This is a genomic window from Desulfitobacterium sp. PCE1, assembly GCF_000384015.1.
GTDB classification, from domain to species: Bacteria; Bacillota; Desulfitobacteriia; order Desulfitobacteriales; family Desulfitobacteriaceae; genus Desulfitobacterium; species Desulfitobacterium dehalogenans.
Genome location: NZ_KB913023.1, coordinates 191,642 through 209,998 on the forward strand (window position 1 = coordinate 191,642; position 18,357 = coordinate 209,998).

Sequence of the window (18,357 nt, forward strand, 5' to 3'; positions counted from 1 at the left end):
CATGAGTAGAAATTTATTCAACATGGTTTTGAGGAGAAAAGTACAGCATGAATGATCAGAAGACCACTTTAGCCTTATTGCTGACGAACATTTTTATTGCCTTTTTAGGTATCGGTCTTGTCATCCCTGTATTACCAACCCTAATGAAAGAATTAGGGGTGAACGGTACTGTAGTAGGCTATTTAACTGCCGCTTTTGCCATCGCTCAACTTGTATGTTCACCTTTTGCCGGTAAAGCTGCAGATAAAATGGGGCGGAAAAAGGTTCTGGTGGCAGGGTTATTTCTTTTTGGATTCTCTGAAGTGCTTTTTGGCTTAGGAAAAGAAATTGAAGTGTTGTTCCTTGCCCGGATATTAGGGGGTGTAAGCTCAGCTTTAATAATGCCTGCTGTGACTGCCTTTATTGCTGATGTTACAACCTTAGAAAAACGGCCTAAGGCACTTGGATATATGTCTGCAGCCATCAACACGGGGTTTATTATCGGCCCGGGTATCGGTGGTTTTTTAGCGGATTTTGGTACGCGCACTCCCTTTTTCTTTGCGGGAGCACTTGGCGCTGTCGCTGCTTTATTGTCCATCATTTTACTGAAGGAACCTGAACGGTCAAGTGAAACGGCTGAAGAGGTTCCAGAGCTTAAAGCGAGCATTAAGCGTATGCTGGCTCCTATGTACATTATTGCTTTCACCTTGATTCTGATTGCATCCTTTGGTTTATCGGCTTTTGAGTCCTTCTTCGGCCTTTTCGTCGATGGCAAGTTTTTATTCACGCCCAAAGAAATTGCCTTTGTTATTACCGGGGGAGCTCTGCTTGGAGCGCTGATCCAGATCTTGCTTTTTGATCGGCTGGCAGGGCGATGGGGTGAAATCAAGTTAATTCGGTATAGTCTGATTCTATCCGGAATCCTTATTTTCTTGTTAACCGTTGTTCATGACTATGTGTGGATCCTGCTTGTAACCACTCTGGCTTTCATCGGCTTTGATCTCTTCCGGCCTGCAGTAACGTCCTACCTCTCAAAAATAGCCGGAAATGAACAAGGTTTCGTTGGGGGAATGAATTCCATGTTCACCAGTCTAGGAAATATTTTTGGTCCGATCATCGGGGGGATGCTGTTCGATGTGGAGATCGATTATCCCTTTTATTTCGCAACAGCCGTTATGGTTCTTGGTATTATCATTACCTTGTTTTGGAAAGAACCTCATAGGGGGAATTAGTATGGATATAAGTCTGGAATTGGTATCAGAAAAAAATGCACATGAGATTTATAATTTCGAGATAGAGAATAGAGCTTATTTTGAAGAAACAATACCTTCAAGAGGGGATGAATATTACAAAACCGAAATATTCCATAAGATCATTAAGGAGATAATCGAAGAACAAAAGCATGGCCAATGCTATATGCATATTATCCGAAATGAATCCGGGGAAATGGTGGGAAGAGTTAATTTCTTCTCCATAAGAAAGGATGAAACGCGGACAGCGGAATTGGGCTATAGAATAGGTAAGAATGAAAATGGAAAGGGCTATGCTACAGAAGCTGTGAGAATGGCTTTGGAAAAAGGCTTTAAATATTATAAGTTCAGGAAAATCGAAGCAGGAACATCCCCAGATAATATTGGTTCGCAAAGAGTCTTAGAGAAAAATGGATTTCTGATGACGAAGAGGATTGAAAAAGATATGGACGTCAATGGAGAATGGGTAGACAGTTTAATCTTCGAAAAAATAATGGCATGAACAAAGTGAAGCTCAGCCGCGTTCTTCCGTAGTGAAGGCCGCGGCTTTAGTTTCGATAAGAACTGGCTTTTCTGCAGCTTTTTGGATAAACTAAATAGGTGTATTATAGAGAGTAGAGGGTGGGTTCAATGCACTTTGTGATGATTTTTCTTGATGGTTTTGGGTTGGGCACAGAGCAGGATAATCCGATTGTCGCTGCCCGCACTCCCCATTTGGATGAATTGCTGGGAGGACATTTACTCTGGGGGCATGAGCGCCGGATTAAGAAGGAGCATGTATTTTTTACACCCCTGGACCCCTCCTTGGCTGTGACCGGGATTCCTCAAAGTGCTACAGGCCAGACTACTTTATGGACAGGAATAAATGGTGCGAAGGCACTGGGCTTTCACCTCAATGCTTATCCCAATGAAAAACTGGCGGAGATTATAAGAGAAAAGTCCATTTTCAAACAGTTAGCCGACCAAGGTAAGAAGGTGACGTTTGCCAATACATTTACCCGTCATTATGATGAGATTATAGCTTCCGGGAAGAGGAGACATACTACTTCTACCTTATCTGCCCTGGCAGGTGGGGTGCGTTTACGTCAGGTAGAGGATCTGTTGCAAGGAAAAGGGGTTTATCAGGATATGACCAATGAGATTCTCGGAGAGCTGGAACAAGAAGCGGATATACCGATAATAGCTCCTTACGAAGCAGGGCAAAACTTGGGCCGCCTGGCTTTGGATTATGATTTTACCCTTTATGAGTTTTTCCAGACGGATGTGCGTGGTCATAAACAGGACTGGGAAAAAGCAGTGGCCTTAGTTGAACAGATTGATGAGTTTATTGGGGGTTTTATGGACCTGGTCCGCCATGAGGATGTGGCCTGGCTTTTAACCAGTGATCATGGGAATATAGAGGATTTTAGTGTTAAAGGTCATACTCAGAATCCGGTGCCTGCTCTGGGCTGGTCCAACAAGCCGGTGGAATGGCCACAGTGGGAGAGGCTGGAGGATGTGACGCCGGGGATCGTGAGGATGATATTAGGAATGAGGGAATTGTAGAATGTCAGAGATTATGGATTCGGAGGAAGGCCGGGCCCCTATGGAGCTCCTGGCTCCGGCGGGGAGCTATGAGGCCTTTAAAGCTGCTGTAGAGAATGGGGCCGACGCGGTGTATCTGGGGGGAAGGAGCTTTAATGCTCGAGCCAGTGCGGCTAATTTTGATCTGGATGAACTGAGGCGGGTGGTACACTATGCCCATGAGCGGGAAACGATGGTTTATGTAACGGTGAATATTTTGATTGCCGATCAGGAGTTTCCTGAACTCTACGATTATATTTATAGTTTATACGAGATTGGGGTGGATGCCCTAATCCTTCAGGATATTGGAGTGGCGGAAATGGTCCGCAGTGTTTTGCCGGAGATGGAGCGTCATGCCAGTACCCAGATGACCATCAATACGACCTGGGGTGTTCGTCATGTGGAAAGGCTGGGCTTTCAGCGGGTGGTCTTTGCCCGGGAAGTGACGGCGGAAGAGATGAAGGCCATTTCGGCGAAGACAGCTCTGGATATTGAGGTTTTTGTTCATGGGGCTTTATGTATCTGCTACTCTGGTCAATGCTTGATGTCCAGTTATATTGGGGGCCGAAGTGGGAACCGGGGAAGATGCGCTCAACCTTGCCGGTTGACCTACCAGCTGATGAATAAAGAGAAAAAGGATGTGCTGGCCGAGGCTAACTTAGGTAATCATCTCTTGAGTCCACGGGATTTGAATTTTGTGGAGGAGATTGACAATTTAAAAGAGTGTGGGGCCTATTCCTTGAAAGTGGAAGGACGGATGAAGAGGCCGGAGTATGTGGCTACAGTCATTCGTATTTATCGTCGTGCCCTGGATCACGTGCTTTCTCAAGAGGAGGACATAAACGGTGGGTCAGGGGTAACGGAAGAGGAAAAGACCGAACTGCTGCAGATTTTTAATCGGGATTTTTCCCAGGCTTATTTCCATAGTCACCCTGGGGCGGAGCTGATGAGCTATGCCCGCCCCAACAATAGGGGGATCCGTCTGGGCAGGATTGTCCGGAATAAAGGCAATCAACTGGAGATTAAACTAGAGGCGTACCTCAGACCTGGAGACGGAATCGAGGTCTGGACAAGCCGGGGCCGGGAAGGGATCACGGTCCAGAAGGTTTGGCAAGGCAAGAGGGAGATCGAAGAAGGAAAACCGGGAGATATCGTTCAGATCGAATTTGCGGGTAAATCCCACCCCGGAGACCGGGTCTTTAAAACTCATGATGAGCTATTAATGGAAAAAGCCCGCCAGAGCTTTCAAGAGGGCAGAGAGCAGCGGAGGCGTCCCTTGAAAATGCGCTTATCAGGCTCGATCGGGGAGCCTTTGGTTTTGGAGGCCTGGGATCGGGATAAACATGTCCGGATAAATTCAGCAACTCCGGCTCAACAGGCCATGAAACGGGCCCTAACCCGGGAGTATGTCTTCCAGCAGCTGGGGCGCTTAGGGACGACTCCCTTCCGGCTGGAGGAATTGAACCTAGAGGTGGAGGAAGGGCTCATGCTGCCGGTCAGTGAGCTTAATGAGATGCGGCGGTCAGCTATTGAAAGCTTGCTCCATAAGTCCCGTATCAAAGAAAAAGTCACCAGAAAAGTCTATAACCGGAGACGTGAAGAATGGCAAAATAGACTGAAGCTGGAGCGGGACCAGCTCATAGGGTCTGCTCAAGAGTGCGGAAAAGTTCATTACCGAAGGGATTCCGCTTCTGCAGCAATGGGCCTAACCGTTGCCGTCAGCGATCTCGAGGGAGTGAAGGCGGCTTTAAAGGCAGGCGCTAAGCGGATTGCCATGGGAGGAGAACGTTGGCGTTCCCGCAAAGGAATGAGCTTTGAGGATATTCGAGCCGGCGTAAGGCTTTGCAAGGAGCAGGGAGGGACGAGTATCCTGCGCTTGCCCCGGATATTGAATGAGGAGCAAAGCGCCTGGTGGTATGAGCTCTTACTTAAAGTGAAGGATTGGGAGGACCGGCCTGCCATTATGGTTTCCAACCTGAGTGAACTGGAGATGGCGAAGGCTATAGATCCGGATTGGCCCTTTGAGGTGGATTATCCCGTCAATATCTTTAATGGAGCAGCTGTCGCCCATTTCCTCCGTTTAGGAGCTCAAGGGGTAACCCTATCCACAGAGCTTGAGCGCAGTCAGATTGAAACCTTAGCTCGCTGGCCCAGGACAGAGGTTTTTGTCTTCGGGGATATGGAGATGATGGTCAGCGAATATTGCCCTGTGGGTGCTACTTTGGGAGGCAAAAAAGGGTCAAAATGCACGGTGCCCTGTGTGAAGGAGCCTCATTATTTGAGGGATCGGCTAAACTATGATTTCCCCATTGAGACAGATTTGGATTGCCGGATGCATCTCTATAATGTAAAGAGGTTAAATCTCTACAAGGAGTTAGACAGCCTCGCCAAAATGGGCGTGGCACGGATTCGTTTGCAACTGGACCGGGCAACCCCCGTCCAAATTCGGGATACGGTGCGAGTCTTCCTCGAAGGTTGGGGGAGAGCTCTCGAAGGGGAGGGTCTATCCGAGGAACAGGCAGAAAAGGTCAGTGCTTATCTTGGGGAACGTTTTCCGGAGGGATTCACCAAGGGGCATTACTTCCGAGGTGTGGTTTCGTGAGTCAAAGATAAAGGGAGGAAAACCAGAGAACATGGTACTCAATGAACGGGTAATTAAGAAACTCGACTTCGATAAAATCTTAGAACGGCTTGCCAGCCAGTGCATTATGCTCCGGGCTCGGGAATTGGTAGAACAGTTAAAGCCCTATCCTCATCTGGATTTGGTGCGGGGGGCCCTGGAGGAAACCGGTGAAGGCAAGAGTATACTGAGGATTAATCCGCTTTTTTCGGTACGGGGAGCTCGAGAAATTCGACCCTATCTGGAACGGTGCTTAAAGGGAGGGACCTTAACACCGGATGAGCTGCTGCATATTCGGGATACTTTAAAAGCAGCCCGCATCATAAAGCAAAGTCTTCAAGAAGGGAAAACAGAGGTTCCTCATCTTAAAGGAATCATGGAGCAGGTTATTCTGCCCAAGGGTATAGAGGAGGAGATTACCCGCTGTATTACGGAGGATGGTCAGGTAGCGGATCAAGCTTCCCCCGCTTTGGCGGATTTGCGCCGGGGTGTTTCCCGCTTGCAGACGAGGATAAGGGAAACTTTAGATGGAATCATTCGCAACCCCGCCTACCAAAAGATTCTCCAGGATCCTATTATTACCCAGCGCTCGGAGCGCTATGTAGTCCCGGTCAAGCAGGAATATCGCCAATCCTTTCCGGGCATCGTCCATGATCAATCGGCCAGTGGGGCGACCCTCTATATTGAACCCATGGCTGTGGTCAACTTGGGAAATGAGCTGCGGGAAGTCGTTCTTAAGGAACAAAGGGAGGTTCAGCGGATTCTTTTACTCCTCTCATCCCGTGTGGAAGGGGAAGCAGAAGCCATTGCCGATGCTCATGAAGCTCTGGCCCGGGTGGATTTCATTCTAGCTAAAGCGCGGCTCAGTGAGGAAATGAATGCAGGAGCTCCAGTTCTTACCGAAAAGCAGGAGATAAGCCTTGTTCAGGCACGGCATCCTCTCCTTACGGGAAAAGTGGTACCCTTAACCATCCAATTAGGGACTCGCTTTGATACAGTGGTGGTCACCGGCCCCAATACCGGCGGAAAAACGGTAGCGTTGAAAACCATTGGACTCTTGGCAGCTATGGCGCAGTGCGGCTTGCATATTCCTGCCGAATCGGACTCCCGGGTGGGGGTTTTTACCCAGATCTTTGCAGATATTGGGGATGAGCAGAGTGTGGAACAGTCCTTAAGTACCTTCAGTGGCCATATGAAAAATATTGTCGAGATTGTGCAAAAAGCAGACCGGCGCTCCCTCATCCTGCTTGATGAAGTGGGAGCGGGTACCGACCCTACGGAAGGTTCTGCACTGGCTATGGCGATAATCGCTGAACTTCATGAACGGGGAGCAAGAATTGTAGCCACCACCCACTATGGAGCTTTAAAGAATTTTGCCTATAATACGACCCGGGTAGAAAATGCTTCTGTAGAATTTGACTCGGAATCCCTAAGGCCTACGTATCGCTTGCTGGTAGGTATTCCCGGCAAAAGCAATGCCTTTTATATCGCCGGACGGCTGGGATTGCCGGAAGGGGTTTTGGACAGGGCGCGAACCTTCGTTACAGAGCGGGAAATGCAGGTAGCTGATTTAATCGAAAACCTTGAGGATACTCAACGGGAGATTGATTTGGAAAAACGCCGGGCGCGTGAGGAGCGTCAGGCTATTGAGAAAGAAAGTATTGGCCTGAAGGAGAAATCCCAAAAGCTGGAGGACGAGTATCAGGAGCTTATGGCCATGGCCAAAGATCAGGCCGTAGAGATTGTCCGGGAAGCAAGGAGAGAAGCGGAGAGGCTTATTGATGAGCTGAAGCTTGCCCTTAAAGAGGAGCGAAAGGATCAACAAGCTATTGAACGGACCCGTCAAGGGATTCGTAAATTATCCAATAAGGTGGGAGAACAAGATACTCCGGCTAGAGCCACTCAGGGAGTGGACCCCCAAGAGATTAAATTGGGACAGATGGTGTATATGACCAAGCTCCGGCAAAAAGGACAGGTCCTTAAGCTTCCCAATGCTTCAGGGGAGATTTTCGTCCAGGCAGGAGTGATCAAGCTGAATGTCCCTCTCAGTGAAATCCGGCTGATCCAGGAAGAGAAGGTGGCCAAGCCCACCCGATCCGTAGGCGGACAGGGAAAAGTCGGTATGAAAAAAGCCGAAACCATTCGTACGGAAATCGATCTACGGGGGATGATGGTGGAAGAGGCCAGCTATGAATTGGATAAATACTTGGATGACGCCGTACTAACAGGTGTTGGCCAAGTTTACGTCATTCATGGAAAAGGGACAGGAGCCTTAAGACTGGGGATTCATGAATTCCTGCGTGGGCATCACCATGTCAAATCCTTCCGCTTAGGGCAGCATGGGGAAGGGGATCTAGGAGTAACCGTCGTCGAATTAAAATAAAAGAACTTTCTCTGGATTTTTCATGCTGGATATGTATATAATGCTTGTATATGAAATATTGACTTGAGGTGAAGATATGGTAACATTTGCTATGATCACTCCTACTGTTGCGGTGATTGCATTGGTTATTGCTCTGATTCTTTTTGGACCTGGAAAACTCCCTGAACTGGGTAAGGGCTTGGGTAAAGGGATCAAAGAATTTAAAGATGCCACCGATTTTTCAGAGGATGATAGTAAGAAAAAGAAAAAAGAAATTGCTGAGAGCAAAAAAGAAGAGCCGGCCGAGAGTAAAAAGGAAGAAACGGCTGAAAGCGATAAGGAATAAGACAAGGAAAGAAGAATTAGGAAAGCTAATTCTTCTTTTTTTGTTATGACTGGCCCAAATTTAAGAGCGCTCAAGGCCTTTTTATACTCATCCTTAATGCAACAAGTAGCTGTTACAAAAATACTCAGATATGATCTTGTGTAATTTTTTCACAAAGGAATAATACTTAAAAATCCAAGGGAGAGCTCCCAAAGCCTACTAAGGTGCTATTTTAAACAAACCAGTTTAAAGAGATAAAGTTGGCATAGTTTTTGCATTATATAGAGATGTCAAATCACTCTTCGGGGTTGGAAGTCTTTAGTAGGTATATAAAGGAGGGAAGAGAAAAATTCATAACAGCTGCTCCCACAGTAAGCAGGGGCAGTAAATCCATAGCACCGAAGGGGTAAATGGAATGATATTAAAAGGAGCGCAAGAGGGAAAAACGGTAAAACTCAAGATGGTTTGTGAAAGTGTGCCCTTACCAAAGCATCCCCAAAAAATCTTTCAAAATCCCAATAAGAACGATTTAATTAATCCTAAAAATTCTAGGAGGGAATCGTAATGACTATTAACAGAAGAGATTTTATTAAACGGGCCGCTGCCGGTGCTGCAGTCGTGGCGGGATCCGGTTTTCTAGTCGGTTGTAATAATACGGAGGCAGTTGCTCCGGCAGCGGCTCCCGAAGTTTGGGATCAGGAAACGGATGTTGTCGTCGTCGGTGGCGGTAATGGCGGATTAAGCGCAGCTGCAGCTGTCGCGGAAGAAGGTAAAAAAGTCATCCTCTGCGAAATTAGTGCTTTTCTTGGCGGCGGTTCTGCTTATTCAGGCGGCACCATCCATTCTTGGGGTTTAGACACATGGGAAAAGTACAAAGAACACACTGAAGGATTGCATGATCCCGTACTTGCTAAAAAGTATGTAGAAACCTTTAGGCAAGTATATCTTCCTTGGTTACAAAAAAACGGTATTCCTCTCACAAAGCATCCGGGGGGCAAGGGGTTCAATAATGATTATGGGCTAGGATCCGGCGAACCGGGATATCTTAGGCATAAGGCCTATTTTGATGCTTTGGCGAACTTCGTCACAGGTAAAGGCGGTACAATCATGACCCAGACACGGGTTCTACGCCTTGTCATTGATGAGGTTGGCATCCCTTGCGGTGTTCAGGCGATAAAGAAAGGCGAATCCAAGGCCATCTTCATTAAGGCTGGAGCCGTTATTTTAGCAACGGGTGGATTCCAGTCCAATAAGGGATTAATGGCCAAGTATATTGGACCTAATGGGGATGTAGCCCGCAATATGGGAACTCCCTATAATACGGGAAGCGGAATGCTTATGGCCCAGGGTGTTGGAGCCATGACACAGGGAAACTTCTCAACCTTCTCTGGAACTTTTTCCGGTATTGTTCCAGGGCCAGCGGTTGAAGATGATCCGGAGGTCTATGAGGAAAAGCGTGCCGGCGATCCTCAAAGCCTGCCAGGCATCGGCGGCGGGCGCCCTGCCGTTCCCATGTGGGTCAACTTCCTTTTCCCTGATGAGACCACAGGTGTTCTAGTCAATCTTCAAGGAAAACGTTTTGCAGATGAGACATCTCCCATCGAAGCCAAATACGCCAGACTCCCTCAAGAATTATTAAAGCAAAAAAGAGCGATGGCCTTTATGATTGGTGACAAGGCCATTCATGACAAAGTGGCGGGTTCCGAAGCGATTCTTAAAATGTATAAGGATCAGGGGGGTAAGGTTGTAGAAGCCGCGACTCTTGAGGAGTTGGCTGCAAAGTGCCAAGAAATTCATGGTATGCATAAGGAGGCCTTTTTGAAAACGATTAACGAATACAATAAGGCCATTGATAACGGTACCACAGATAGTCTTGAAGTTCCCAGGCTGCTCAATCACAATAAGATTGCCCAAGGCCCTTTCTATGCTGTACCTGTCACCGCGAATATCTACCATACTTTCGGTGGTCTTGCTATTAACGAAAATGCCCAAGTTCTTGATGTTCAAAGAACGCCGATTCCTAATCTCTATGCCTGCCCCCCTTGTGCAGGTATTTTCAGAGAAGTTTATACCGGTGGAATTGCCTCGGCCGGCACCTTTGGCTATATTGCCGGAAAGCATATAGTCGGTAAATAGAATTTGACCATAACATAAGCATAGTCAAAGGAAATCATGGATTCGGATAAAGTGAATGAAGGGGATAGTTCATGTTGTATGGTTTGAAGACATGGAGCATGTCCCCTGCTCTAATCGAAGCAATTAATGTATCCTAGAGCTATAATCAATTTTTTTTATGGTTTTCGTGGGGTCCGGATAGTATAATCAATAAAGAGAATAGTATTTAGAAAGAGACCCTAATCAGCTCATCGGTTGTGAAAGTGGATTCAAGAGTAAGTGCGCTTGCTTCACCGTATATAGTTGAATGGAGGGAGCCCCATGAATGCTCACGAACTTTTTCAAAGGATAAGTCAAGGGACAGAAAAAGCCTATCTGGAAAAATGCAGAGATCAGCGGGAGCTTTTTATGAAAGGCAAGCCTGTGGATCAGCGCATTGTTCCCAAAGGAGTTTATAATTCATGGGTTCGAAGTCAGCAATACGGGGTGAATCCCTTTGAAAAACCTTGTCATCATCCCATAGATAAGTCGAGAAGCAATGACCTTAACCGTCTTATAGAGTACTTAGAGCGGTATCATTTCTTTATTAAACACGCTATAGAATTAATTGATTATGAAGGGTTTACCTTTTCCTTTGCCGCAAGAGAGGGGTTTACCAAGCAAATCCATGATAATATAGGGAGTCCTTTTGCCAATCTCATCGGAGAATGTTCAGAGAGAACGGTGGGAACCACAACTACTGCCCTTGCCTTAGCGGAGAACAGGCCGGTTGCTTTGGTCAGTCCTCTGAACTACCAAGACCGGCCTTACATAGAAGGGGTTGGGGTAGCGGCCCCGATTCACGATCCCCAAGGTGAGGTCTTGGGAGCAATCGCCATTGGTTTAAGAGATTGTGAAAGAGCTCAGGAAGCCTATTGGATGGTCACTTATCTTGCCCAGGTCTTTGATAGACTTTACTTACCGATTACCCAGCAGCATGAAAAGAAAATCAAGGATATTATTGATCTGCTTCCTCAAGGCGTGGCTTATGTCAATCATAAAAAATCGGTTCACTATAACGAGAAATTTCAAACCCTGGTGAATCTGAGCAAAGGAAAGAATCCCTTAAAGAAATTAAGCGAGTTCTTCTCCCAAGAAGATTGGGATTTAGCGTCTGCCCGCCAAGAGATTAAGGTGAATGGTAAGACCTTCATATTAAACAGCAGCATCTTGGATGAAGGTAAGATCGTAAAGAGCAAAGTCATCACCTTAGAAGAAAAACAGTTACTCCCTCAACGACTTGGGGAGAATGGTCAAGATCTCAAGGCTACTGATGGCTTATATAGCTTTGAAGATATCGTAGGCAACAGTGCTGAATTAAACGAAGCAAAATCCACTGGGTTGAATGTGGCAGGTACTTCTGTCCCGGTCCTGATCTTCGGGGAGAATGGAACAGGAAAGGAAATGTTTGCCCAGGCCATCCACGCAGCCAGTCCACGCCGGGAGAGGCCTTTTATTGCTATTAATTGCGGGGCTATTCCTGCGGAGTTGGTGGAAAGTGAGCTTTTTGGCTATGAGGAGGGTTCCTTTACAGGAGCCTTAAAAGGTGGTAAAGTAGGTAAGATCGAAGCGGCCTCCGGGGGAACCTTATTTCTAGATGAAATAGAAAGCATGCCCGTTCAGGATCAAATTAAACTTCTGAGGGTTCTTTCTACAGGGAAAGTCCAAAAGGTGGGGAGTACCAAAGAAATCTCTGTGGATATCCGCTTAATCTCGGCTACGAAGAAGGACCTTCTGGAAGAGTCGGATAAGGGGTTATTCCGGGAGGATCTCTATTTCCGCATTAGTACTTTCATTATTGAATTACCTGCTTTGAGACAACGCAGGGAAGATATCCTGCTTTTGACGAAAGAATTTATCGAGAAATTCTCTCGTAAATATAGCCTGAGGCAAACCATTGAGATGGATCAAGAGTTTGTGGACGCCCTTGAAAATTACTCCTGGCGGGGAAATGTCCGAGAATTGGAGCACTCTATCGAGCGAGCTATCATTTTGATGGGAGCAGGTACGACTCTGAAGGCTGACTATTTATCTAAGAGAATCCAAGAATCTTATCAAAACTATCAAGTTAGAGGCTTGGTGGAAGATGTCCTGACCAAAGGTCTGAAGAAACAAGAACAAGGGCTCTTATACACAGCCGAGGCTATAATTATCGATCACGTACTCAAATCTGTCGGCGGTAATGTCACTGCGGCGGCTGAGAAATTAGGTGTAACCCGAAAGACGATTTATAATAAGTTACAAGAGCATCCTGACTTAAGAGCAGTCAAATAATCCAAAATGCTATCTTTCACAAATAAAAAGTTTTTGGATTATTCCAAGAACGTACTTGTTCGTGCAAGTTGTTGGTGATATTATACTACCTAGGGGGGTGAGTAGAAATGAGTAAAAAAGGTCGGTTTCTAGTGATGTTTGCGCTGTTTTTAAGCCTTTCCGTTGGACTGTTCTTAAGTTCGGCAGCGAACACAAACGCTTATCCTGACTTGAGTCCGGATGGCAAAACCTGTACTCCATGTCACGAAGAAGGTTTTGGCGGTGGGGCAGAGACTCCAGCGGGGACTCCGGCAGAGACTCCATCTGAAACACCAGTAGAATCTCCGGATAAGACTCCAACAGAAGCTCCAGCTGAGCAACCTACTGAAGAGCCTGCAGAGGCCCATGAGCCCATGAGCCCATGGATTGTTGTTGGTGGAGTCGTCGTTATTCTGGCAATCATCTACTTCTTAGCGATTAAGAAGAAGTAAGCGATTCTGTCAGAAGCCAAGGATGGGCGTTATTAAACATAGTTGCTTTGAACTCGACACATAACAAAGTGAAAAAGCCCATATAAAATCTGTTATGCAAAAGTCCGTGTGAAAATCTAAGTTTCACACGGACTTTTGCTATTCTTTAGTCTGTAATAGTCAGGATAGCTACTTTGGAAGGGGGGCTGGTTGCACCGCTTTCGGGGTCTCGTAAGCATGCCCAGAAACTATAATTACCCGGTGAGGGAGGTTCACCCTCTATGCTTAAGGGAATATGAATCTGATCTGATACTCCGGGCTGGGCATCGCTGGAGAAGGGCTGAACAAAATCACGGTTAGGGAATTTCACATACACGATGAGGCTGAGTCCTTCGCTTCCCTCAGGAAAGGCTACAGGGATGGTTACCAAGCTTTGGGCTGCATCATAAGCCACAGCTCCCAGGGTCGGAATCGGGATGCTGGGATCCCCTGCCGGCGGGGAGGTCGTCTCGCTGGGAGGAGGCGTTTCGTTATATTCTTGCTCAGGCATCTTATAGGGCTGCTCATCGCTTGGCCAAGTAACCTCAGGATCACGGCCGGTGATGTTAAGGAACACTTTTTTCTCTTTATTAATGGTGCCTGTACCGGCAAGATATTCAGGATGATCTTTATCGATTTCTTTTTCTACCCAAACATCACTGACACGGGTGGGGAAATCACCTTGAGCAGCAATCTCTCTGCGGATAAAATCCTTGGGTGTCAAACTGCTGGGTATTAATCCGGATTTTGTATCGAAGTCACCGCTGACTATACCGGAAGGTTGCTGGAATTCTGTCTGTACAGTCAAGCCTTCATGGGCCGTGGTCATGACATTTTTCCAGATTTGGGCCGGATACTGGCCGCCGTAAACTTTACGGAGATAGTGATTCTTGTCAGGGTCTTTATCATAGCCCATCCAGACTATGCCTACATACTCAGGTGTATAGCCTGCAAACCAGGCATCGGGGTTACCGGTACGATAACCGTAAATATCCGGGTCCAGAGAAGTGGTGCCCGTTTTACCGGCAACAGCCCAATTACCAAATTGAGCCCGGGTTCCCGTTCCGCTGGTGACGACGCTGCGCAGCATGCTGTTCATAAGATAAGCGGAGGTTTCCTTCATGGTTCGTTCCTTGGTAATCTGTGGAACGAGGACTTCTTTGCCGTTGGAGTCCAGCACTTTATCTATTGCATGAGGGGCCACCCGAACCCCGTTATTGGCAAACACACCATAGGCGGAAGCCATATCCAAGGTGGACATATGATTGGTTCCCAGAGATAAGCTCAAGACCTTATCGCTTTCTTCTAAGGGGAGTCCAAGACTGTTTTTGGCAAAGTTCCAACTGTATTCTATACCTACCTGATTCATAAGTTTGACTGCATAGACGTTGACAGAGTTTTGCACGGCAAAACGCATTGTTATAAGACCGCGCCAACCGGCGTACTCGGTATCGTAGTTGACGGGAGCCCATACTTGGCCATTGCCGGCATTATACTTAACAGGCATATCGTCCAGGACCGTTCCTGGGAAAAAGCCGCCTTTTTCAAGAGCCGGGGCATAGACCACCAAAGGCTTAACGGTTGAACCGGGTTGGCGGCGGGCTTGGGTGGCCCGGTTTAATCCTCGGGCTGTACTGTGATCCCGGCCGCCCACTAAAGCCCGAATGGCGCCTGTCTTGGGATCAAGGACGGTCATAGCTCCTTGAACGGGGATTTCGTCCACACTTTGCGGGAAGTTCGCAGCATTGGCAAATTCCTTCTCTGCTGCTGCCTGAATCTTCGTGTCTACAGTGGTATAGATTCTTAAGCCGCCGTTGAAGATTTGGTCCTCTGTAAGACCGTGTTCATTGATGAGCTCTTCAATGACATGATCAACAAAATAAGGATATTGATAATTAGTACCGGCAACCAGCGGTTTTTCCGATTCGGCCCGGTTGGCCTTGACGTTTTCCACATGCTCAAAAGGCGAGTCTTTGTATTGCTCATACTCATCGGCTGTAATAAGGTCTGCGTCCCTCATTACGCCGAGTACGATTGTTCGGCGTTTTTTAGCTTCTTCAGGGTGATAATAGGGGTTATAGCCGCTGGGAGCCTGCGGCAACCCGGCAAGAAGTGCGATTTCATCAGGATCCAGCTCCTTGAGATCTTTGCCAAAATAGGTCTTGGCGGCAGCTTGAATACCGAAAGAGGATTCACCGAAAAAGATGCGATTAAGATAAAAGGTGAGGATTTCGTCTTTTGTGTACTCCCTTTCCAGTTGGATAGCCAGAGCTGCTTGTTGAAGCTTGCGAACCAGGGTTTTTTCCCGAGGGTTCTCAATGAAGGCATTGTTGGCAAGCTGCATGGTAATGGTGCTGGCGCCTTCTTTCCAAGACTGACTTTTCAAGTCGGCGATCAGGGAACCCGCAATCCGGATGGGATCCACACCAAAATGATCGTTAAACCGTTTGTCTTCCACAGCTATAAACGTGTCTTTTACAAGCTGGGGAATCTCTGATGAATCCACCATCTGCCGATTCTCTGCGGCATGGAGCTCGGCAATTTGATTCTCGTCCATATCATAGACAAAGGAAGTTTGCTTTTGGTTGGTCAAGGTATCGGGATGCCAATCCGGGGTTCCAGCGACAACGTACAGGACATAAATCAATAAGGCTATACAAGCCAATGTGAATACGGAGCCAAAACTCACTAAAAAGACCCGTAACTTTGAAACACGCTTCTTCTTTCGAGGTCTTTTCGGTGGAGTTTTTTTTGGGGGAGATGCCATATCTTGTCCCTCCTGAATTAATAATAATTTTCCAAGTCTTGTTCCGGTGAACAACATGATGAAAAAGTACACTGTTTAAGTGTACTTCGTCACAGCAGAATTATAACATATTTTCGTTATTAACAAAATCTCTAGATTATGGGACAAGTTCAAAGGCCCATTGTGTATAGATCTTTACGAGTTGATATGGAAGTCATAAAACAGTATAATAATAAGAATTAGGGGGGAATGAAAGGCATGAATATTCTCGATGATTTAAAAGCCAGAGGTTTAGTCTATCAAACAACGGACGAAGACGCATTGCATAAGCGTCTTGAATCACCCATGACCTTGTATTGTGGTTTTGATCCGACTGCGGATAGTTTACATATCGGCCATCTGCTGCCCGTCTTAATGCTCAGACGCTTTCAACTTGCGGGACACCGCCCCATTGCGCTGGTGGGCGGGGGAACCGGCTTAATCGGCGATCCCAGCGGCAAAACCAGCGAGAGGACCCTGAATCCTACGGAGGTGGTTCAGGAATGGGCTGATCGGATTAAGGAACAACTGAGTTGCTTCCTTGATTTTGACGGAGTCGAGAATCCAGCTATTATGGCCAATAACTATGAATGGCTGGGAACAATCAATGTTATCGAATTCCTAAGGGATATCGGGAAGAACTTTTCTTTGGGAACCATGTTAGCTAAGGAATCCGTGGAATCAAGAATGAGTCGTGGGATTTCCTTCACGGAATTCAGCTATCAGATTCTGCAATCTTATGATTTTCTCAAGCTCAACGAGCTTTATAGCTGTGAGATGCAAATCGGTGGCAGTGACCAATGGGGAAATATCACCTCAGGGACGGACCTGATTCGCCGGATGTCTGTGGGAGAAGATCGTCAGGTTCACGGCTTGACGGTACCTTTGGTTACCAAAAGTGATGGAACCAAGTTTGGTAAGACGGAAGGCGGAGCGGTCTGGCTGGATCCGAATAAGACCTCGCCTTATAAGTTCTATCAATTCTGGATAAACACCGACGACCGGGATGTGGTGAAGTACCTTAATTTCTTTACCTTCCTTTCCATTGAAGAAATCCATGGCTTAGCTCAGGAAGTGGAGAACCAACCGGAAAAACGAAATGCCCAGAGGATGCTGGCCAAGGAAGTGACCGAGCTGGTCCATGGGGTTGAAGCTCGCGAGCGGGCTGAGAAGATTTCCCAGGCCTTATTTACCGGGGGGATTGAAAATCTAACCGCCGCTGAAGTGGAAGAAGGCTTTAGTGATGTACCTTCTGCTGATGTGGAGGATCAGGAGATGCTTCTCGTGGATGCACTGATTAAGGTGGGTGCAGTATCCTCCAGGAGACAAGCCCGGGAATCCATGGAGAGCGGAGCGGTGTATGTAAATGGTATTCGGCAGACCGATACAGCCCTTACCGTGGCCCAGTTGGATAAAATTGAAAACCGGTTTATCGTCATTCGACGGGGCAAGAAGAATTATTACTTAATGAAATTGCTCGGATAGGAATTAGCACGGCAGTGGAACACTCGCCGTGCTTCTTTGACGTTTGGGGAGAGCTCCTTTGCGATATTAGGATATTGGATAATATTCTGACTGCAGCTTTGTTCCTATAATCAGGTGAAAACTAAGTGATTAAAAATAGTGTGTTGACATAGTTATATTTCAGTGATATTATGACAAAGCCTCGTGGAAAGAACTTGTGCCATGAGGGAGCTTTTAAAAGTCTTTTATAGAAATTAAAAAAAGATGTTGACTTTTCGAAGACGCTTTGATAAAATCTATAAATGTCGCCGCTAGTAAGGCGAGCTTTTAAAAATCGTCGGACTAAGGGGTCGGATGGTGCAGGGGCAGTTGCTCAAGAGGGTTATAATATCAAGAATTCATAAAATGCCGAGAGGCTAAAAACAATGAAGAAATTGGTAGTTGACGCAAACGAGCAAATCTGCTAAACTAAGGTTCCGTCACCGAGAGTGGCGAAAGAAAAGATGGTCTTTGAAAACTAAACAACAAGGAACAGCCAATGACTCGTCAAATGAGTAAAGACAATTTGAGCAATCAAATTTTCTTCATAAATTTTATGGAGAGTTTGATCCTGGCTCAGGACGAACGCTGGCGGCGTGCCTAACACATGCAAGTCGAACGGAGAACTCAATAAGCTTGCTTAGAGAGTTCTTAGTGGCGGACGGGTGAGTAACGCGTGGATAACCTACCCAATAGACCGGGACAACCCTTGGAAACGAGGGCTAATACCGGATAAGCTTATCCTATGGCATCATGGGATAAGGAAAGATGGCCTCTGAACATGCTATCGTTAATGGATGGATCCGCGTCTGATTAGCTAGTTGGTGGGGTAAAGGCCTACCAAGGCGACGATCAGTAGCCGGCCTGAGAGGGTGAACGGCCACACTGGGACTGAGACACGGCCCAGACTCCTACGGGAGGCAGCAGTGGGGAATCTTCCGCAATGGACGAAAGTCTGACGGAGCAACGCCGCGTGTACGACGAAGGCCTTCGGGTTGTAAAGTACTGTCTTCAGGGACGAACGGCAGGTATGAAAATATTGTACTTGCATGAC

Annotated in this window: 11 protein-coding genes and 1 other annotated feature; of the genes, 10 read left to right on the plus strand and 1 reads right to left on the minus strand. The window is 46.9% G+C overall.

Annotated elements, in window-relative coordinates; genetic code table 11:
- The first annotated feature begins 47 nt into the window (after nucleotides 1–47).
- From norA to DESPCE1_RS0101045, 9 genes are all read left to right on the plus strand, one after another.
- Nucleotides 48–1,211 carry a multidrug efflux MFS transporter NorA gene (gene norA, locus DESPCE1_RS0101000; protein WP_019849181.1) on the plus strand — a complete coding sequence of 388 codons (1,164 nt, stop codon included), beginning with the start codon at nucleotides 48–50 and terminating at the stop codon, nucleotides 1,209–1,211.
- A gap of 1 nt (nucleotide 1,212) precedes the next feature.
- Nucleotides 1,213–1,731 carry a GNAT family N-acetyltransferase gene (locus DESPCE1_RS0101005; RefSeq protein WP_019849182.1) on the plus strand — a complete coding sequence of 173 codons (519 nt, stop codon included), beginning with the start codon at nucleotides 1,213–1,215 and terminating at the stop codon, nucleotides 1,729–1,731.
- A gap of 128 nt (nucleotides 1,732–1,859) precedes the next feature.
- Nucleotides 1,860–2,774, plus strand: coding sequence for an alkaline phosphatase family protein (locus tag DESPCE1_RS0101010; RefSeq protein WP_019849183.1), 915 nt, complete (start codon nucleotides 1,860–1,862; stop codon nucleotides 2,772–2,774).
- A gap of 1 nt (nucleotide 2,775) precedes the next feature.
- Nucleotides 2,776–5,394, plus strand: a complete 2,619-nt coding sequence (locus DESPCE1_RS0101015) for a DUF3656 domain-containing protein (RefSeq protein ID WP_019849184.1) — start codon at nucleotides 2,776–2,778, stop codon at nucleotides 5,392–5,394.
- Nucleotides 5,395–5,425: 31 nt separating this feature from the next.
- Entirely contained in the window at nucleotides 5,426–7,795 is a 2,370-nt protein-coding gene (locus DESPCE1_RS0101020) for an endonuclease MutS2 (RefSeq protein ID WP_014792188.1), read from the plus strand.
- A 76-nt stretch (nucleotides 7,796–7,871) separates the two neighbouring features.
- Nucleotides 7,872–8,120 (plus strand): twin-arginine translocase TatA/TatE family subunit, encoded by a 249-nt coding sequence (tatA, locus tag DESPCE1_RS0101025; RefSeq protein WP_014792189.1) that lies wholly within the window; start codon nucleotides 7,872–7,874, stop codon nucleotides 8,118–8,120.
- A 543-nt stretch (nucleotides 8,121–8,663) separates the two neighbouring features.
- On the plus strand, nucleotides 8,664–10,235 hold the full coding sequence (locus tag DESPCE1_RS0101035) for an FAD-dependent oxidoreductase (RefSeq protein WP_019849186.1): 1,572 nt from the start codon (nucleotides 8,664–8,666) through the stop codon (nucleotides 10,233–10,235).
- Nucleotides 10,236–10,535: 300 nt separating this feature from the next.
- Complete coding sequence (locus DESPCE1_RS0101040; RefSeq protein WP_019849187.1) at nucleotides 10,536–12,527, plus strand: sigma-54-dependent Fis family transcriptional regulator; 1,992 nt, start codon at nucleotides 10,536–10,538, stop codon at nucleotides 12,525–12,527.
- Between the two features lie 107 nt (nucleotides 12,528–12,634).
- Nucleotides 12,635–12,997, plus strand: coding sequence for a hypothetical protein (locus DESPCE1_RS0101045; protein ID WP_014792192.1), 363 nt, complete (start codon nucleotides 12,635–12,637; stop codon nucleotides 12,995–12,997).
- A 145-nt stretch (nucleotides 12,998–13,142) separates the two neighbouring features.
- On the opposite strand, the gene DESPCE1_RS0101050 is transcribed toward DESPCE1_RS0101045, so the two are convergent.
- Nucleotides 13,143–15,782 carry a transglycosylase domain-containing protein gene (locus DESPCE1_RS0101050; protein WP_014792193.1) on the minus strand — a complete coding sequence of 880 codons (2,640 nt, stop codon included), beginning with the start codon at nucleotides 15,780–15,782 and terminating at the stop codon, nucleotides 13,143–13,145.
- Between the two features lie 237 nt (nucleotides 15,783–16,019).
- Here DESPCE1_RS0101050 and tyrS point away from each other — a divergent pair, with 237 nt between their 5' ends.
- Nucleotides 16,020–17,285, plus strand: a complete 1,266-nt coding sequence (gene tyrS / locus DESPCE1_RS0101055) for a tyrosine--tRNA ligase (RefSeq protein WP_019849188.1) — start codon at nucleotides 16,020–16,022, stop codon at nucleotides 17,283–17,285.
- 579 nt (nucleotides 17,286–17,864) lie between these two features.
- Nucleotides 17,865–18,357: a sequence feature (16S ribosomal RNA rRNA prediction is too short), on the plus strand.

Excerpts from the sequence above, each read along its gene's own strand:
- norA (WP_019849181.1), top strand. The coding sequence starts at position 48 with ATGAATGATCAGAAGACCACTTTAGCCTTATTGCTGACGAACATTTTT.
- DESPCE1_RS0101005 (WP_019849182.1), top strand. The coding sequence starts at position 1,213 with ATGGATATAAGTCTGGAATTGGTATCAGAAAAAAATGCACATGAGATT.
- DESPCE1_RS0101010 (WP_019849183.1), top strand. The coding sequence starts at position 1,860 with ATGCACTTTGTGATGATTTTTCTTGATGGTTTTGGGTTGGGCACAGAG.
- DESPCE1_RS0101015 (WP_019849184.1), top strand. The coding sequence starts at position 2,776 with ATGTCAGAGATTATGGATTCGGAGGAAGGCCGGGCCCCTATGGAGCTC.
- DESPCE1_RS0101020 (WP_014792188.1), top strand. The coding sequence starts at position 5,426 with ATGGTACTCAATGAACGGGTAATTAAGAAACTCGACTTCGATAAAATC.
- tatA (WP_014792189.1), top strand. The coding sequence starts at position 7,872 with ATGGTAACATTTGCTATGATCACTCCTACTGTTGCGGTGATTGCATTG.
- DESPCE1_RS0101035 (WP_019849186.1), top strand. The coding sequence starts at position 8,664 with ATGACTATTAACAGAAGAGATTTTATTAAACGGGCCGCTGCCGGTGCT.
- DESPCE1_RS0101040 (WP_019849187.1), top strand. The coding sequence starts at position 10,536 with ATGAATGCTCACGAACTTTTTCAAAGGATAAGTCAAGGGACAGAAAAA.
- DESPCE1_RS0101045 (WP_014792192.1), top strand. The coding sequence starts at position 12,635 with ATGAGTAAAAAAGGTCGGTTTCTAGTGATGTTTGCGCTGTTTTTAAGC.
- DESPCE1_RS0101050 (WP_014792193.1), bottom strand. The coding sequence starts at position 15,782 with ATGGCATCTCCCCCAAAAAAAACTCCACCGAAAAGACCTCGAAAGAAG.
- tyrS (WP_019849188.1), top strand. The coding sequence starts at position 16,020 with ATGAATATTCTCGATGATTTAAAAGCCAGAGGTTTAGTCTATCAAACA.